We start from the raw sequence: 15,927 nt of genomic DNA, 5'->3' as shown, positions 1-15,927 counted from the left end.
GCTGCCGCATCTCAAATACATGCAACGCCCACGCCGCGCGCATTTTCAAATCCGCGCTCGAAGCCAGCTTTCAGAAAAAAACAACAACTGGCTTGACGCTCAGCAAGGCTGTTTTGACTTAGGTAGAATCCCCTACTGTTTTCCCCTTGCATGGCGCATGCGTTCTCGCCCCGAAAAATGCGCGCCTGCCGCGCGACGCTTCCCGTCGCGCCGATTCACGCTCCGTCACCCATGCCTTTACCCCTGCTCGCCCTTGCCGTTGCTGCCTTTGGAATCGGTACCACTGAATTCGTGATCATGGGGCTGCTGCCCGATGTTGCCCGCGACCTGTCCGTATCGATTCCCGCGGCGGGCATGCTGGTGTCGGCCTATGCGCTCGGCGTCACCATCGGCGCACCGATTGTCGCCATTGCCGTGGCCAATATGCCGCGCAAGAAAGCGTTGATGAGCCTGGTCGGGGTCTTTATCGTCGGCAACCTGCTGTGCGCGATCGCGCCAAGCTATGCGGTGCTGATGGCCGCGCGTATCGTCACGGCGTTCTGCCACGGCGCATTCTTCGGCATCGGTTCGGTGGTTGCGGCCGGTCTGGTTGCGCCGAACCGCCGCGCGCAAGCCATCGCGCTGATGTTCACGGGCTTGACGCTCGCCAATGTGCTCGGCGTGCCGCTCGGCACCGCGCTCGGGCAGGCAGTGGGCTGGCGCGCGACCTTCTGGGCGGTCACCGGTATTGGTATTCTTGCCGCGCTGGCGCTCGCGGTTTGCCTGCCGGCCAGAATCGAGATGCAGAAGGCAAGCCTTGTGCGCGAATTCAGCGTGCTGAAGAACCCGCAAGTGCTGATGGTGCTCGGCATCAGCGTGCTCGCGTCGGCCAGCCTGTTTTCCACCTTCACCTACATCACGCCGATTCTCGAAGACGTGAGCGGTTTCACGCCACACGCGGTCACCTTCGTGCTGTTGCTGTTCGGCCTCGGCTTGACGGTGGGCAGCACGCTCGGCGGCAAGCTCGCGGACTGGCGGTTGATGCCCTCACTGGTCGCGTTTCTGCTGGCAATCGTCGTGATCCTGACCATTTTCGCCGGCACGATGCATGCGCAGATTCCGGCCATGCTCACGATCTTCGTATGGGGTGTTCTGGCTTTTGCGATCGTGCCGCCGCTGCAAATGCTGATCGTCGACCGCGCAAGCCATGCGCCGAATCTGGCGTCGACTCTCAATCAAGGCGCGTTCAACCTCGGCAATGCAACCGGCGCATGGCTCGGCGGCATGGCGATCGGCGCGGGCGCGCCGCTTACCACGCTGCCGTGGGTCGGCGTGGCGACCTCGATCGGCGCATTGGCACTGACGCTGTGGTCGGTGTCGATCGACCGGCGCGCGCAACGGATGGCGGTAGCCGGTTGATTGGTGGTTGAATGGTGGTTGATTGACGGCGCCGCGGCAAGCTGGCGGCGAGGCACGCACCTCGTATGCGCTAACTACCGTTCTTACCCACTCCGCACGAAGGTGCAAAGGACGAACGACTCAAGGCCGTAGTAGCATCTCGGCCGATGAAAGTCATCTTCACACGCGATTTCCTCGCACTGATCCTGAGTGTCGCCGTCGTCGGACTCGGCAGCGGCGCCACGCTTCCGCTCACCGCCCTCGCGCTGACGCAGGCAGGCTATGGCACCGACGTGGTCGGCCTGTTGACCGCCGCGCAAGCCGGCGGTGGTCTGATCGTCGTGCCGCTGGCCGCTTGGGTCGCGGCGCGCTTTGGCGGCCGCCAGGTAATCGTCGGCGCGGTGCTGACCGTCGCGCTCGCCACCGCGCTGATGCAATTCACCTCGAACCTATGGTTATGGGCGGTGTTGCGCGTGCTCTGCGGCGCGGCGCTGATGCTGCTCTTCACGATCAGCGAAGCATGGGTCAACCAGCTCGCCGACGACGCCACCCGCGGCCGGGTCATCGCGATCTACGCGACCACCTTCACGCTATTCCAGATGTCGGGCCCGGTCCTGGTGAGCCAGATCGCCGATTTCATGCATGGCCGCTTCGTGATTTGCGGCGCGATCTTCCTGCTGGCTTTGCCGACGCTCGCGAGTATCCGCAAAACGCCCCATGCGTCCGAGGATGAACACGCAGCGCACGGCAGTTGGCGCCACGTGCTGCCGCAAATGCCGGCGCTTGTGATCGGCACGGGCTTCTTCGCGCTGTTCGACACGATCGCGCTGTCGCTGCTGCCGCTCTTCGCCATGTCGCATGGCATCACGAGCGAAGTGGCCGTGCTGTTCGCCTCGGCCCTGCTGCTCGGCGACACGACACTGCAGTATCCGATCGGCTGGCTCGCCGACCGGCTTGGCCGCGAACGCGTGCATATCGGCTGCGGTGTGATCGTCGTGGTGCTGCTGCCGTTGCTGCCCTGGGCGATTCAGTCGCCGTGGCTGTGCTGGCCTCTGCTATATGTGCTCGGTGCGGCGGCTGGTGCGGTCTATACGCTGTCGCTGGTTGCGTGCGGCGAGCGTTTCCGCGGCGTCGCGCTGGTGTCAGCGAGTTCACTGATGGGCGCGTCATGGAGCGCCGCCAGTTTCGGTGGGCCGCTGGTGGCCGGCGCATTGATGAAGGGGGTCGGCAATGATGCGATGGTCGGCGTGCTGCTTGCCGCCGCATGTGCGTTTCTCGTCGCGACCTGGTGGGAAAGGCGGCGCGCGCCGGCGGGAGCGATCGGCTGACGGTGCGGCTGCGGTGCTGATTCCAATGCGGATGCGCTGTTGCCCATGCCGGAGCCGGTACGCAAAACCGGGAAGCCGCGATGGCCTCCCCGTTTTGCATTGCGCTTCGAACCGCGCTTCTTTCGCGTTCGTTCCGCGCTTGTTCCGCACTTCTTCCGCGTTATTTCAACGCCGGCAGAATTTCTCCAACGCAAGTCCCGAAGCCGACACGGTAGCCATCGCCCTGACACCATCCGGCAAGCGTCAGTTCGTCGCCGTCTTCAATGAACCCTCGCGTGCCGCCTTCCTTCAACTCCAGCGGATTCTTGCCGTTCCAGGTGGATTCGAGCAGGCTGCCGCATGAATCCGCAGTGGGGCCGCTGATCGTGCCGGAGCCCATCAGATCGCCGACCCGCGTGTTGCAGCCCGACACCGTGTGATGCGCGAGCTGTTGCGCCATCGTCCAGTACATGTGCTTGAAGTTGGTCCGCGAGATCGTGGTGGCCTGCTTTGCGGTTTGCGGCCGCAGCGTCACTTCCAGTGAGATGTCGAACGCGTGCTTGCCGTCGTGGCGCAGGTATGCCAACGGCTGCGGCTCCTGCAGCGGCTGCTCGACGCGGAACGGTTCGAGCGCGTCGAGCGTCACGATCCACGGCGAGATCGTCGTCGCGAACGTCTTCGAGTTGAACGGGCCGAGCGGCACGTATTCCCATTGCTGGATATCGCGCGCGCTCCAGTCGTTCAACAGCACCATGCCGAAGATGTGCGCTTCGGCATCGGCACAGGCAATCGGCTCGCCCAGCGTATTGCCGCTGCCGATCACGAAACCAGTCTCCAGTTCGATATCCAGCTTGCGGCACGCGCCGAACACCGGACGTTCCTGATCCGGCAGTTTCAACTGACCGTTGGGCCGCCGCACCGGCGTGCCGCTTACCACCACCGACGACGCGCGTCCGTTGTAGCCGATCGGCATCTCCGACCAATTCGGCAACAGCGCATTCTTGGGATCGCGGAACATCGAACCCACATTGGTCGCGTGCTCTCTCGACGAATAGAAATCGGTGTAGCCCGGAATCTGCACCGGCAGGTGCAGTTGCGCATCGGCCTCGCGCACCAGGGCTTTCGAACGCAAGGCGGCATCGTCGCGCAAGGTCGCGGTGTCGCGCGCCAGCAGACTGCTCAACTGGATGCGCACGTTGCGCCATGCATCGCGGCCAAGCGAGATGAAATCGTTGAGGGTGTCCTGCTCGAACGCCCGATCCTTCAGCGCAATGAATTGATCGGCCGAGGTGATCGGAAGCTTGAGCAAGCCGGCCGATTTGAGCACGCTCAGATCGACGATCTGGTCGCCGATCGCCACACCCACACGGCGCGCGGGGTTGGCCTTATCGCTGAAAATACCGAACGGCAGGTTCTGGATCGAAAAATCGTTGGTCGGGTCGTTAGCCGACTCGACCCAGCTCTTGCGCGACGGATCGAGCGTCGCCTGAAGATCGCTCAATGCGTTCATCGTTGCTCCGGGTTGAAGTGTTTCTTGAGACCTTGCCAGCACTCGTAGTAATGCGCCTGCAGTTGCGCCGTTTCGAGCGCGAAACGGGTCGGCTTGATCAGGGTGCGCGTTTCGAACATGAAGGCCATCGTGTCGCCGACCTTCTTCGGCGTGGACGTATCGCTGTGCGACGCTTTCTCGAAGGTGTCCGCGTCCGGTCCATGACCCGACATGCAGTTGTGCAGACTCGCCCCACCCGGCACGAAACCCTCGGCCTTCGCGTCGTACACGCCGTGCACGAGACCCATGAATTCGCTCGCCACGTTGCGATGGAACCAGGGTGGTCGGAACGTGTCTTCGGCTGCGAGCCAGCGCGGCGGGAAAATCACGAAGTCGATCGTATCGACGCCCGGCGTATCGCTTTGCGACTGCAGCACCAGAAAGATTGACGGGTCCGGATGGTCGAAGCTGATCGAACCGATCGTGTTGAAGCGGCGCAGGTCGTATTTGTACGGCGCGTAGTTGCCATGCCACGCCACTACATCGAGCGGTGAATGGCCGATGTCCGCGCGCCACAGATTGCCGTTCATCTTGGCGACGAGTTCGAAATCGCCTTCGCGGTCTTCATACGCGGCATGCGGCGTGAGGAAATCGCGCGGATTGGCAAGGCCGTTCGAACCGATCGGGCCGAGGTCCGGCAGACGCAGCAATGCGCCAAAGTTCTCGCAAATGTAGCCGCGCGCCGCGCCATCCGGCAAGCTCACCGCGAAGCGCACACCGCGCGGGATCACCGCGATCTCGAACGGCTCGACATCGAGTTGGCCCATTTCGGTGGCGATATGCAGGCGGCCTTCCTGCGGCACGATCAGCAACTCGCCGTCGGCGCTGTAGAAGAAGCGGTCCTGCATCGAACGATTCGCGGCGTACAGGTGGATCGCGCAGCCGTTCATCGCTTCGGCCGAACCGTTGCCTGCCATCGTCACCCAACCGTCGATGAAATCGGTCGGCTCGGTGGGCATGGGCAACGCATCCCAGCGCAACTGATTGGGCGGTGTAGGCGGCACTTCGGCGAAGTTGGCGACGAGCCGTTCCGACGGCAGTTGCGTGAACGGCTTGTGAACGGCCGCCGGACGAATCCGGTACAGCCACGAACGGCGATTGTGTCCGCGCGGCGCCGTGAACGCGGTGCCCGACAACTGCTCCGCGTACAAGCCATAGGCCGCACGCTGCGGCGAATTGCGGCCTTCGGGCAATGCGCCCGGCAAAGCCTCTGAAGCAAATTCGTTCGCGAATCCCGACTGATAGCCCGGCTCGATCTCGAGCCGCGAACTGGCGGTATTCGGTGTACGGGTTGAGGTTTCCATGCAAAGTTCTCCGTTGATACTCGATCTGCCGGCGTGAGCGGTTTATCTCAGGCCGTGCGCGGTTCGGACGGGCTGCGTTGCCGTGTCGCCGCGGCCAGTGCGATCACCAGCAGCGCGGAGCACAGCACCGGCAGCGCAGCCGCGTGAAACAGCGATTCGTTCGACCAGTTCAGTGCAATCAATTGTCCGCCGACCAGCGGCCCGATCACCGAGCCGATGCGGCCGATGCCGAGGCTCCAGCCGATGCCGGTGGAACGCAACGCGGTCGGGTAAAAGTGGCCGGCCAGCGCGTTGACCGCAGGTTGGCCGCCAACCACACAGAAGCCGCCCACGAACACGACAAGCAGCAGCCACGGCAACGCATGCGCCACCGTACCGATGGTGCCGACCGCCAGCGCCGCGCCCGCGAAACACACAAACAGTACGCGCACAAAACCAAAGCGCTCGATGAACCAGCCAAGCAGCAAAGTGCCGACCACGCCGCCGGTTTGCAGCACGGTGCCGACGATCACCGCCGTGCCCGGCGAGTAGCCGGCGTCGCGCATCACGGTGGGCAGCCAGTTCGACAGGAAATAAAGATCGATCAGGTTCATGAAACTGATCGCCCACAGAATCAGTGTGACAGCACCCCGTCCCGCACGGAACAGCTCGGCAACCGGCGCGCCGCCGTTGCCCTTCTCACGCACGACGACACGCGTGTTCGCATCGATCGGCAACGTCGGATCGAACCTGGCGAGCCAGCGTAACGCGCGATCGCTGCGTCCTTTGAGGACGAGAAATTGCAGCGACTCCGGCAACGCCGCCAGCATCGCGAACGCGAGCAGCAAGGGCACCGCGCCGCCCACCCAGAACACCGCGCGCCAACCATACGCGGGAATCAGCGCGGCACTGATGAAGCCGCCGAGCGCCGCGCCCAGCGTAAAACCACACGACACCAGCATCATGCGCTTGACGCGATGCGCGGGCGTGGAGAACTCGCCGACCAGCGCCATCGCGTTCGGCATGATGCAGCCGAGGCCAAGCCCGGTGATGAAGCGCAGCGTGATCAAGACGGGGATCGTCGTGGCGAAGGGCGTGGCCAGCATCGACAGGGCGAAGAAAAACGTTGCGCCGATCAATACCGGCCGCCGGCCAATCCGGTCAGCCAGCACCGACAAGCCCAGCGCGCCCAGCAGCATGCCGAACAGACTGGCGCTGAACACTGGCCCGAGCGCCGCCTTGGAAACATGCCATTCGCCGATCACGCTTGGCGCGACGTAGCCCATCGCCTGCGCGTCAAAGCCGTCGATCACGAGACACAGACCGCATAGCGCGAGCAGCATCAATTGAAATGCGGGGTGATGCGTTTCGCCGAGCACGCGCTCGACTTCGATGACATTGGCGGCAGCTGCGGCCGGTTTGGCGCTCATTAGGTCGTCCCCTCGTCCTGACTGGATTGCTGATTCGCGGTGCGCACCAAGCGATGGTCCGCACAGGCGGGCGCCTTTCCCGCAAAGAAAGCGCAGACGCCACCACGCTGCGCTGCCGCGCAGAGATTTACGTATAGTAAAACCAATTACGAATAGTGAAATTAACGTATACCCTGAATGCTTGCGGTGAACACGCCGGCAGCCCGTGCTGACAGGCGCTCGACCGATAACGTTATGAGCATTTTGTTCAAGTGCGCGCGGCGCGGACTGCTACCATCAATGGATGCGGCAACCGCGTCGTGTTGCCGGGCGCCCAGTGCGCACCTATCTCCATCCATTCGCCTACATGATTCCGCCGACCATCCCCAACCTGATTGCCCGCGCCGCCGAGCACCCCTTTCTCGGCGAACATCTGGTGATGGGAACGGGCGTGCATAGCGAGATCGCGCTGGCGCGGTTCGACGGCGTCGAGCTTGCCAGTGCCTATGAGCCGATCTTCGATATCAGCGTGCATGCGTTGGCGCAGTCGCTGACGTCGGGTGCCGAAGGCGTGGATCGTTTCGGCGATGAGCTCGGATTTCAGGCGGTCACGCAACGTCTCGACGGCGCGGCCTTCGATGCTTTCGATCCCTTCGACCGGATCGCCGACGATCAGCAACTGGTCGCGCTCGACCGCATGTCACGCGCACTGCACGCGATCAATTTCTTCGGCGCGCAGCGGCACGGGCTGTTGTTTCTGCGGGTGCACGAGCGCCTGCTCAAGAGCGTCAAGTACGACCACGGACGGCATTTCTCGAGTGTGCTACTGTCGTTCGGGCTGAACCCGTCGCGCGTGGTGATCGAGCTGCCCGCCGCAGCGGTCGCGCATAAGACGTTCCTTGGTTATCTGACCACGAGCTATCAGCGCTACGGCTTCAAGGTGGCGGGGAATCTGTCGAACGCGGGGCAGATTCTGTCGGTCTCGGAAACGGCGCGGCTCGACTTCATCAAGATGGATGCGGCAATCGCGTTGCGCGATGCAATGGTGAAGCCGCTAGTCGGCTATGCGAGCCGGCTGCGGGTTCCGTTGATCTTCAATCGGGTGATCGATGAGCCGCAGTTCCTCGCGTTGCAGCAGTACGACGTGCGCTTCGTGCAAGGGCCGTTGTTCACCGCGCATTATCACGATCGGGCAGTGTGACCCGGTTCTCCGGGATTCACCGGAGCTCGTCCGGATCAGCCGGGGTTGAGCCCGCCCGGCGCTCAACCGGTATCCCCCAGACGGCGCGCCAGCGCCTTCAGACGCGGCGCCACGGTTTCCCGAAACACCTCCTCCCCCATCGACGACGCCGGCCCGCTGCAACTCAGCACCAGCCAGCGGCCTTCGCGTGGCTCGCGAAACGGCACCGCGACTGCGTTCACGTCGTCATGCCACGCGCGGAACGAATAGCAGCAACGCTCGTGCGCGAAGGCCTCGATTTCCTTTTCGGCATCCGCCAGCAATGCAGCGCCCTCCTTGCCGGCGGCTTTCTTGAGCTCGGCTAGCAATGCGACGCGCACGTCCGGCGCCTGCACCGCCAGATACGCGCGCCCCATCGAACTCGTCAACATCGACAGTTTCGAGCCCGAGGCGAGTCCGAGCGTCAATGCGGTTTCGCTGCGGATCGTCTCCAGATAAATCATGTCGAGACCGTCGCGGCACCCGAGCGACACCGCCGCGCCCACTTCGCGCGCGAAGGTGCGCATGTGCGGGCGCGCGAGTTCGAGCGTGTCGGTACCCGAGAGCAGCGCGAAACCTAGCGACAGCACGCCGGCGTCGAGCGCATATTTACCCAGGGTTTCGTCGAACCGCAGATAGCCGAGCATGGTCAGCGTGTAGGTCAAACGGTTGACGGTCGCCTTCGGCAAACCCGTGCGTTCGACGAAATCGCGATTACCGAGCATGGTGTCGCCCGGCTTGAACGCGCGCAGCAAGTCCAGACCACGAGCGAGGGCGACGACAAATTTTCGCTCGTCGAGCGGTTCGGAGAGAGTGGATGCAGGCGTCATGTGGTGATACACTCGGTCGTGGTTTGCAAAACATTGTTCCGCATAGCGGAACTTAAGTCAAGCACAAATCCGTTTTGGTCAAGCAAGGAATCAGGAGATACGTCATGGCAGAGGCCGCGCAGTTTCACTGGGAAGACCCGTTGCTGCTGGATCAGCAGTTCACCGAAGACGAACGCATGGTGCGCGACGCCGCCGCCGCTTACTCGCAGGACAAGCTGCAGCCGCGCGTGCTCGAAGCGTTCCGTCACGAGAAGACCGACATTGAGATCTTCCGCGAAATGGGCGAGCTCGGGCTGCTCGGGCCGACGATTCCCGAACAATACGGCGGCCCCGGCCTGAACTACGTGGCGTACGGTCTGATCGCGCGGGAAGTGGAGCGCGTCGACTCCGGCTACCGGTCGATGATGTCGGTGCAATCGTCGCTCGTGATGGTGCCGATCTACGAATTCGGCTCGGAAGCGCAAAAGCAGAAGTACCTGCCGAAGCTCGCCACCGGCGAATGGATCGGCTGCTTCGGACTGACCGAGCCGAACCACGGCTCCGATCCGGGCAGCATGGTGACGCGGGCGAAACAGGTCGACGGCGGCTATTCGCTGTCGGGCTCGAAGATGTGGATCACCAATTCGCCAATCGCCGACGTGTTTGTCGTGTGGGCGAAGCTCGAGGAAAACGGCAAGGACTCGATTCGCGGCTTCATTCTCGAGAAGGGGTGGAAGGGGTTGTCGGCGCCGACCATCCATAGCAAGGTGGGTCTGCGCGCTTCGATCACCGGCGAGATCGTGCTCGACGAAGTGTTCGTGCCGGAAGAGAACCGCTTCCCCGAGGTCAGCGGCTTGCGCGGCCCCTTCACGTGCCTGAACTCGGCGCGCTACGGGATTGCCTGGGGCGCGCTTGGCGCGGCTGAGGCCTGCTGGCACACGGCGCGTCAATACGTGCTGGACCGCAAGCAGTTCGGCCGGCCGCTCGCCGCGAACCAGTTGATTCAGAAAAAGCTCGCCGACATGCAAACTGAAATCACGCTCGGCCTGCAAGGCGTTTTGCGTCTGGGCCGCATGAAAGACGAAGGCACGGCTGCCGTCGAAATTACGTCGATCATGAAACGCAATTCGTGCGGCAAGGCGCTGGACATTGCGCGGCTCGCGCGCGACATGCTCGGCGGCAACGGCATCTCGGACGAGTTCGGCATCGCACGGCATCTGGTCAATCTGGAAGTCGTGAACACCTATGAAGGGACGCACGACATCCACGCGCTGATCCTCGGGCGCGCGCAAACCGGAATTCAAGCGTTTTTCTGACGCGCCGAATGCCTTGATGGCGGCGTTTCGCGGTCTGATTCTGGCCGCTGACTTGCTGGGTGGAAAAAAAGGCCGGTTCCTGTGAACCGGCCTTTTTCTATTGCGGCGCCACCATGAATCCAAGGGGGCGCCGGGTGCTCCATCAGCCGCTTACTTGTTCGGCTGCGGCGTCAAACGCAGATACGGGCGCAGCGCCTTGTATCCCTTCGGGAATTTCTGCTTGATGACTTCTTCATCTTTCAACGACGGCACGATCACCACGTCGTCGCCCTGCTTCCAGTTGCCGGGCGTGGCGACTGAGTGAGAGTCGGTGAGTTGCAGCGAGTCGATCACGCGCAGCACTTCGTCGAAGTTGCGCCCGGTGCTGGCCGGATACGTAATGGTCAAACGGATTTTCTTTTTCGGATCGATCACGAACAGCGAGCGGACGGTGAACGTCTCACTGGCGTTCGGGTGAATCATGTCGTACAACTGGGAGACCTTGCGGTCGCCGTCGGCGAGAATCGGAAAACCGACATTGGCGGCTTGCGTCTCGTTAATGTCCTTGATCCATTCCTTGTGCGATTCGGCGCTGTCGACCGACAATGCAATCGTCTTGACATTGCGCTTCTCGAATTCGTCGGCCAGCTTCGCCGTCAAACCCAGCTCGGTCGTGCAGACCGGCGTGAAATCGGCGGGATGCGAGAACAGCACACCCCAACTGTCGCCCAGCCATTCGTGGAACCTGATGCGGCCAACACTCGACTCCTGCTCGAAATCCGGCGCGATATCGCCAAGACGTAGACTCATAATGCAGCTCCTTGATTGTGTTCGGACATTCCGCGCGTTCGCCGGCGACGCCACGCCAAAGGGCCCCTGGCGAAGACACCTCGGCTAAAGCGTCCCTGGCTAATGCGCCCCCGGCAAAGCTACAGCATACGGGAGTGACCGTACACACCTAACGAACATCGCGTCACTACTTTATGCGTTTTTGTAATTTTCACCGTTTTAGTGGAAACTTTGCGGGACAGATCAACTCCATCTTAGGCAAACTTTGCTGCACGGTGCCGCATAGAGGGAGTTTTTAAGCTTTCCTTCAACCAGGAACGGTTCGTGCGTTCGTTATCGAGAACCGAGCACTGCGCTCGCCAGCGGCCGTTTCTTTGGTTACGATTCACGCGTGGCGTGAGACGAAGGGGAGCTGTCAATGTCGGAAGTCAACAAGGAGAGATTGATGTCGGATATCAAAACCGTCCTCGCGGACGCTGAGGATCTGCTGAAACAGGCCGCGAGCGCCACTGGCGAGCGCGCTTCGGAACTGCGTGAAACGGCGCTCACGCGCCTGAAGCAGGCTAAGGAAAAGGCGGCTGACGTACAGGTCGTGGTGGTCGAGAAAGGCAAGAAGGCCGCCCGCGCAACCGACGATTACGTGCACGAGCACCCGTGGGCATCCATCGGCATCGCCGCGGGCGCCGGCGTACTGCTTGGGCTGTTGATCAACCGCAAGTAACACTGCGCACACTGGTGACGCTGCGGCGTATCGCGTCCAGCACACCAGCGAATCAAGTTGACCGGCGCATTTTGGCCGGTCCGCTTCTCTTGGCGCGCTCGTTTTCACGCGCCGCTTAGGCCTTCACGCGCAACGCCCAAAGCCATGACGATCGAAACACAATCGCAGCACGGCGAACATAGTCCGTTGCGCCGTATCATCGGATCCGTGTTTGCCATTTTGCAAACGCGGCTGGAACTGGTCGGGATCGAACTCGCCGAAGAAAAAGATCGTCTGATCGGCGTGCTGTTCCTTGGCCTCGCCGCCATGATGCTCGCGACGATGGCCCTGATCGCCTTGACGGCGCTGATCGCGATCGCGTTCTGGGACACCTACCGATGGCAAGCGCTCGCCGGCATCACGGCGGTTTATGCCATTGCTGGAATAGTCTGTGCACTGAAAGCGCGCAGCGGTTTGCGCAATGCCCCAATGGTGTTCGAAGCCACCCTTGCCGAGTTCGAAAAAGACCGCGACCTGTTTCGCAAACCGTGATGCGGTAGGCAGCTTGGGTTGATGTTGGGTTACTGGACGCGCCCCAACCGGTTCACAGTTTTTACAGATACTCCGCAAACACCTCGAGCGACTTGCAGCACCGTTTTACCGCCCTACTTCCACTGCAGCCGACACGCCATGAGCCAATCCCATTCCGATACCGCCTTTCGCAACAAACGCTACCAGGCCAAGGATCTGAGCGCGCCGCATCTGCGAGCGCTGCGCAAGGAATTGCTGCTGGTGCGCGCGGATGTCGAGCGCCTGGAACTCGCTCAGGCGACCATCGAACTGCGGCAGGCCGTCACGCACTTCAGCTGGCTCAAATTCATTGTGCCGGGCTTCGGCGGCTTGCGCGTAGGTAGCGGATCGAAGGCGAGCGTTCTCAACGCCGGGAGCATCGGCGCGCTTCTCAAACAATATCCGCTCATCAGTTCGATCGCTTCGCTAGTACTGGCCAAGCCGCTGCGCGCGACGCTTGCCGCAAGTGCGAAGCCCGCGCTCAAATGGGGCGGCCTTGCGCTTGCCGCCTGGGAAGCGTATCGAATCTGGCAGCAAATGAAGAGCGACTCCGCCACGTCTACCAACGACAATGAAGGTGCTGTCGATAGCGGATACTGAGAGGCCGCACAAGCATGGCCTGTCTGTGTGCCATCGCGTTTCGACTCCCTGGTCGGCACGTTCCCGGTAGCAGGCCCTAGCTCGTATTCCAGCACTCGCCGCTTGCCGGCACTGTAGCGCTTGCGCCGCTTCTATTGCCTCGCAACCCTGTCGCATCCAGCGTAAAGATTCCACAAGCGTCGTCGCGCATCGGACCGCTATCCAGCGGTGCGGCCTCTATCGAATAACCGCCGTTTGTGTCGTCCGTCGGCAGCACTTGCAGCCGATAGATTGGCGTGCCGAATTGTGGCGTCTGATCCAGGCCCGGCGGCAATGTCGCGGCGCCGTCGCTTGCCGCTCGCTCGACGAATTGCGCGGCTCGATAAAGCGCGGATGCCGCGTCGATCCTGTGCGTTCGCGCAACATGATTCCGGTAGGAGGGCACGGCAAAAGCGACCAGCGTCGCCGCTATTGCCAGCGCGATCATCAGTTCCAGTAGCGTAAATGCCCGTTTGTGCTGCCTCGTCATGAACCTCCCGTCAAAATGGTCGCGCCACGACATGACGCCAATGGCGCTCGATCTGTTCACCCTCGATCACAAGTTCCATCTGCAGCCACACCTGCGACTCTGCCGTCCGGCCAAAGCCACGCGAGGTGAGTAAATAGGCGCGGGCATCGGCGCGCGTGCCCAGACGCCAGGCTTCGATCAAACACTGCGGCGCACGCAGCGATCCTGGCCACTGCGCGACCGGCGCGACCGCGCCGGCTTCAAAGGCGGCTTCGCGCGTCCATTGCGTCGGCTCACCGGGCAAAAGCGAAGCCACTGGCCGTGATTCGAAAGCTGCCGCGGCGATCGCGCTCCGCGCACAGAGGGTCAGTGCCGAATCCGCGGCATGAAATGCCTGCAGGTAGTCGTGCGCGTTATTGGCGCCGCGCGCCGCCGCTAGCGCTGTTTCGAACCAGGCTGCGGAGGTTGTCAACATCATCGCGGAAATCAGCAGGACGATCGGCAGGACAGTGCCGACGTTGCGAATACGTGATCCAGGACCGGCATGGATAGAACGTGCCGGATTTTTCAGCGACACACGACGCGTCGGGCCACGAAGTTCTCCTGTCATGGCGAATCCTCCGGGTGATTACGCATCGCCGCCCGCCGCCAGAAGGCCTGACGCGCGCGCATGTCGGTCCCCAGAGTGCTTACGCCATCGCAATCCACGTAGCGCACGCGCCGCCCTTGCGGCGCTCCGCGAACGAGCACGCAGAGATCGACGGCGACGATCTCCGCCCATTGACTGGCCGTCACTACTGAAGCGTCTACGGCCGCCAGCCCGCCGCGCAGCCAGTACTTGAAACGCACACGTTCGACGCCTTCGACCAACGGTTGCGCGGACCCCGCCTTGCCATTGCCTTCACAGTAAAGTTCCGGCTCACCCGTCGACCCGCTGACCCTGGCGAAGTATCGATTGACCACTAACACACCCTGGCCACCGAGTGCCGCATCGTTGTTCGCTACAGCCTGACCCAGACAGTCGGTCGATTGGCCGGTCGCCGACGGCCATGTCGACACGGTGTCTCCGACATAACGAACCAGAATGCCGTCCGAGCGGCCAGGCAATGCCTCGCAGGCAACGCTGCCGTCCGTGCCGGTCGGGCGTCCTCCCGAACATCCGAACAACGCTGGCGGACTGTTGAACCTCACGACGTCCGCAGGCACGAAGCCGGCCATTTGAACTTGCTGTCCCAGCAGCGTAAGCGCGGTCAGGCCAGCTTCGCGGATCCGCATCGCATCGCTCTCGCGCTCGAACACGTTACGCTGCGTTGTATAAAGCGAGACTGCACCGGCGGTCACCACCAATCCCAGTGCGATTGCGATCACGAACTCGACGAGCGTATGACCACGCGCGCTATCGATACGCCGCGTCATTTCGCGAACGCCAGCGCAACGCATGAGGAGCCGGCGGGAACATCCGCACCGCCGCACGACTCGGGTTTGTCGATGACATCGTCGGCACGCGGCAGATTGCGCAGGGCAGCCCAGGTGACGCGTGCGGCAGACACACCGCCACTTTCCCGCACCGACGCCTCGCCGTGCGGCAACAAGGCCGCAGCAAGCGCACTCCATTGCCTGATCGCAGAATCGCCTGCCGCAGGCTCGCGCATCGCCTCGGCGACGGCATCGGCAATCCATGCCGCGTGCTCGCGCATTGCCATCGCACGGGCTTCGCGCGCAATCCACAATTGACCGGCGATCAGCCCGAGCGTCGTCACTGCCAGCAGCGCAACGGCCAGCATCACTTCAATCAGCGAACTGCCTCGATGCCTCGTTGAGCGGCTTACCGGGCCGTTGTGCGCCCGTGAGTTCGACGGATATCGGCTCATGATGCCGCTCCACAGGTGCCTGCGACAATGCGCGGCCGCCCGCCTGCCGCGATGCGGATGCAGCGCCGCCACTGGTCACCCCGCGTCGCTTTTGACTGCACCCGCGGCGCGATATCGAAGCTGCGGAAGGCACCGATCAGCTGCCCCGCCGGCGGCGTAAACTTGAGACTGGTCTGCGTCCCGGTGATGCTGACCGCTGCGAGCGATGGCTGGGCGCGCAGCAGCGAAAGCGAACCGCCCCGCTCGGCCAATACAGCCCAGCCGCACGACCAGTCGGTGACGCCATTGCCGCAAGCTTGCCCTGCGGCAAGGCAATGCCGCGCCGCATCGATTCGGCACACCGTGACGCGAGCACCGCGACGCAATGCCTCGCTGCGCGCATAAGCGAGTGTTGCGGCAAGCACTTTTGCGCGGGCGTCGACCTGGTCGCGCACATGCCACGCAACGAACGACGGCGTCGCCATCACGGCGATTATCGATAGCAGCGTGACCACAGCCAGTGTTTCCACAAGCGTAAAGCCGCGATGCTGCCGCCAACAAACTGCATTCCATTTCATCTGCATCCCTGACCGTTGCAAAGAATGCAGCCAATCTAGCGATTCGCAAACGGCTCAACAATCGGCCGAATGGCCAGGTGGCACTCAGGCGCTAACCCGCGCAAA

17 protein-coding genes are annotated in these 15,927 nt (G+C 62.6%); 7 read left to right on the top strand and 10 right to left on the bottom strand.

The features are described 5' to 3' along the window. Positions 1-231 precede the first annotated feature (231 nt). Together AC57B6_RS33410 and AC57B6_RS33405 are read left to right on the top strand one after the other, a co-directional pair. Positions 232-1,398: an MFS transporter gene (locus tag AC57B6_RS33410; RefSeq protein WP_496422936.1), complete on the top strand. Its 1,167-nt coding sequence runs from the start codon at positions 232-234 to the stop codon at positions 1,396-1,398. A gap of 146 nt (positions 1,399-1,544) precedes the next feature. Continuing rightward, entirely contained in the window at positions 1,545-2,705 is a 1,161-nt protein-coding gene (locus AC57B6_RS33405; protein ID WP_496422935.1) for an MFS transporter, read from the top strand. Positions 2,706-2,865: 160 nt separating this feature from the next. On the opposite strand, the gene fahA is transcribed toward AC57B6_RS33405, so the two are convergent. Genes fahA through AC57B6_RS33390 form a run of 3 tightly spaced genes read right to left on the bottom strand, consistent with a single transcriptional unit; the run spans position 2,866 to position 6,946 of the window. After that, entirely contained in the window at positions 2,866-4,194 is a 1,329-nt protein-coding gene (gene fahA, locus AC57B6_RS33400) for a fumarylacetoacetase (RefSeq protein WP_496422934.1), read from the bottom strand. Then, a complete protein-coding gene (gene hmgA / locus AC57B6_RS33395) occupies positions 4,191-5,537 on the bottom strand; it encodes a homogentisate 1,2-dioxygenase (protein ID WP_178368947.1) in 1,347 nt (448 codons plus the stop codon). The genes fahA and hmgA overlap by 4 nt, the downstream gene beginning before the upstream one ends. Before the next feature lie 47 nt (positions 5,538-5,584). Beyond that, a complete protein-coding gene (locus tag AC57B6_RS33390; protein ID WP_030102016.1) occupies positions 5,585-6,946 on the bottom strand; it encodes an MFS transporter in 1,362 nt (453 codons plus the stop codon). Between the two features lie 346 nt (positions 6,947-7,292). Between AC57B6_RS33390 and AC57B6_RS33385 the strand changes: the two genes are divergently transcribed. Continuing rightward, a complete protein-coding gene (locus AC57B6_RS33385; protein ID WP_028198794.1) occupies positions 7,293-8,126 on the top strand; it encodes an EAL domain-containing protein in 834 nt (277 codons plus the stop codon). A 62-nt stretch (positions 8,127-8,188) separates the two neighbouring features. Here AC57B6_RS33385 and AC57B6_RS33380 read toward each other — a convergent pair whose 3' ends face one another. Continuing rightward, entirely contained in the window at positions 8,189-8,974 is a 786-nt protein-coding gene (locus AC57B6_RS33380; protein ID WP_028198795.1) for an IclR family transcriptional regulator, read from the bottom strand. 104 nt (positions 8,975-9,078) lie between these two features. Between AC57B6_RS33380 and AC57B6_RS33375 the strand changes: the two genes are divergently transcribed. Then, complete coding sequence (locus tag AC57B6_RS33375; RefSeq protein ID WP_496422933.1) at positions 9,079-10,269, top strand: acyl-CoA dehydrogenase; 1,191 nt, start codon at positions 9,079-9,081, stop codon at positions 10,267-10,269. Positions 10,270-10,419: 150 nt separating this feature from the next. Here the strand turns inward: AC57B6_RS33375 and AC57B6_RS33370 are convergent, their stop codons facing one another. After that, positions 10,420-11,058, bottom strand: a complete 639-nt coding sequence (locus AC57B6_RS33370) for a peroxiredoxin (RefSeq protein WP_030102019.1) — start codon at positions 11,056-11,058, stop codon at positions 10,420-10,422. Between the two features lie 397 nt (positions 11,059-11,455). Between AC57B6_RS33370 and AC57B6_RS33365 the strand changes: the two genes are divergently transcribed. From AC57B6_RS33365 to AC57B6_RS33355, 3 genes are all read left to right on the top strand, one after another. After that, on the top strand, positions 11,456-11,758 hold the full coding sequence (locus tag AC57B6_RS33365; protein WP_028198798.1) for an ElaB/YgaM/YqjD family protein: 303 nt from the start codon (positions 11,456-11,458) through the stop codon (positions 11,756-11,758). Positions 11,759-11,902: 144 nt separating this feature from the next. Beyond that, positions 11,903-12,289 (top strand): phage holin family protein, encoded by a 387-nt coding sequence (locus AC57B6_RS33360; protein ID WP_028198799.1) that lies wholly within the window; start codon positions 11,903-11,905, stop codon positions 12,287-12,289. Positions 12,290-12,427: 138 nt separating this feature from the next. Continuing rightward, on the top strand, positions 12,428-12,907 hold the full coding sequence (locus tag AC57B6_RS33355; protein ID WP_028198800.1) for a DUF3318 domain-containing protein: 480 nt from the start codon (positions 12,428-12,430) through the stop codon (positions 12,905-12,907). 76 nt (positions 12,908-12,983) lie between these two features. Here AC57B6_RS33355 and AC57B6_RS33350 read toward each other — a convergent pair whose 3' ends face one another. The 5 genes from AC57B6_RS33350 to AC57B6_RS33330 are packed head-to-tail and all read right to left on the bottom strand — an operon-like array spanning position 12,984 to position 15,828. Further along, entirely contained in the window at positions 12,984-13,415 is a 432-nt protein-coding gene (locus tag AC57B6_RS33350; RefSeq protein ID WP_030102021.1) for a type IV pilin protein, read from the bottom strand. 10 nt (positions 13,416-13,425) lie between these two features. Then, a complete protein-coding gene (locus tag AC57B6_RS33345) occupies positions 13,426-14,004 on the bottom strand; it encodes a pilus assembly PilX family protein (RefSeq protein WP_496422932.1) in 579 nt (192 codons plus the stop codon). Continuing rightward, on the bottom strand, positions 14,001-14,810 hold the full coding sequence (locus AC57B6_RS33340; RefSeq protein ID WP_046566694.1) for a type IV pilus assembly protein: 810 nt from the start codon (positions 14,808-14,810) through the stop codon (positions 14,001-14,003). The genes AC57B6_RS33345 and AC57B6_RS33340 overlap by 4 nt, the downstream gene beginning before the upstream one ends. Next, on the bottom strand, positions 14,807-15,265 hold the full coding sequence (locus tag AC57B6_RS33335) for a type IV pilus modification PilV family protein (RefSeq protein ID WP_496422931.1): 459 nt from the start codon (positions 15,263-15,265) through the stop codon (positions 14,807-14,809). The genes AC57B6_RS33340 and AC57B6_RS33335 overlap by 4 nt, the downstream gene beginning before the upstream one ends. Next, positions 15,262-15,828 carry a GspH/FimT family pseudopilin gene (locus AC57B6_RS33330; RefSeq protein WP_496422930.1) on the bottom strand — a complete coding sequence of 189 codons (567 nt, stop codon included), beginning with the start codon at positions 15,826-15,828 and terminating at the stop codon, positions 15,262-15,264. Before AC57B6_RS33330 ends, AC57B6_RS33335 begins: the two co-directional genes overlap by 4 nt. Positions 15,829-15,927 lie beyond the last annotated feature (99 nt).

Source organism: Paraburkholderia sp. BGA-UO-ETr-F12, from assembly GCF_059567945.1.
The sequence above is the reverse complement of the archived record's forward strand: the minus strand, read 5'-3'. Positions and strand labels throughout refer to the sequence as shown.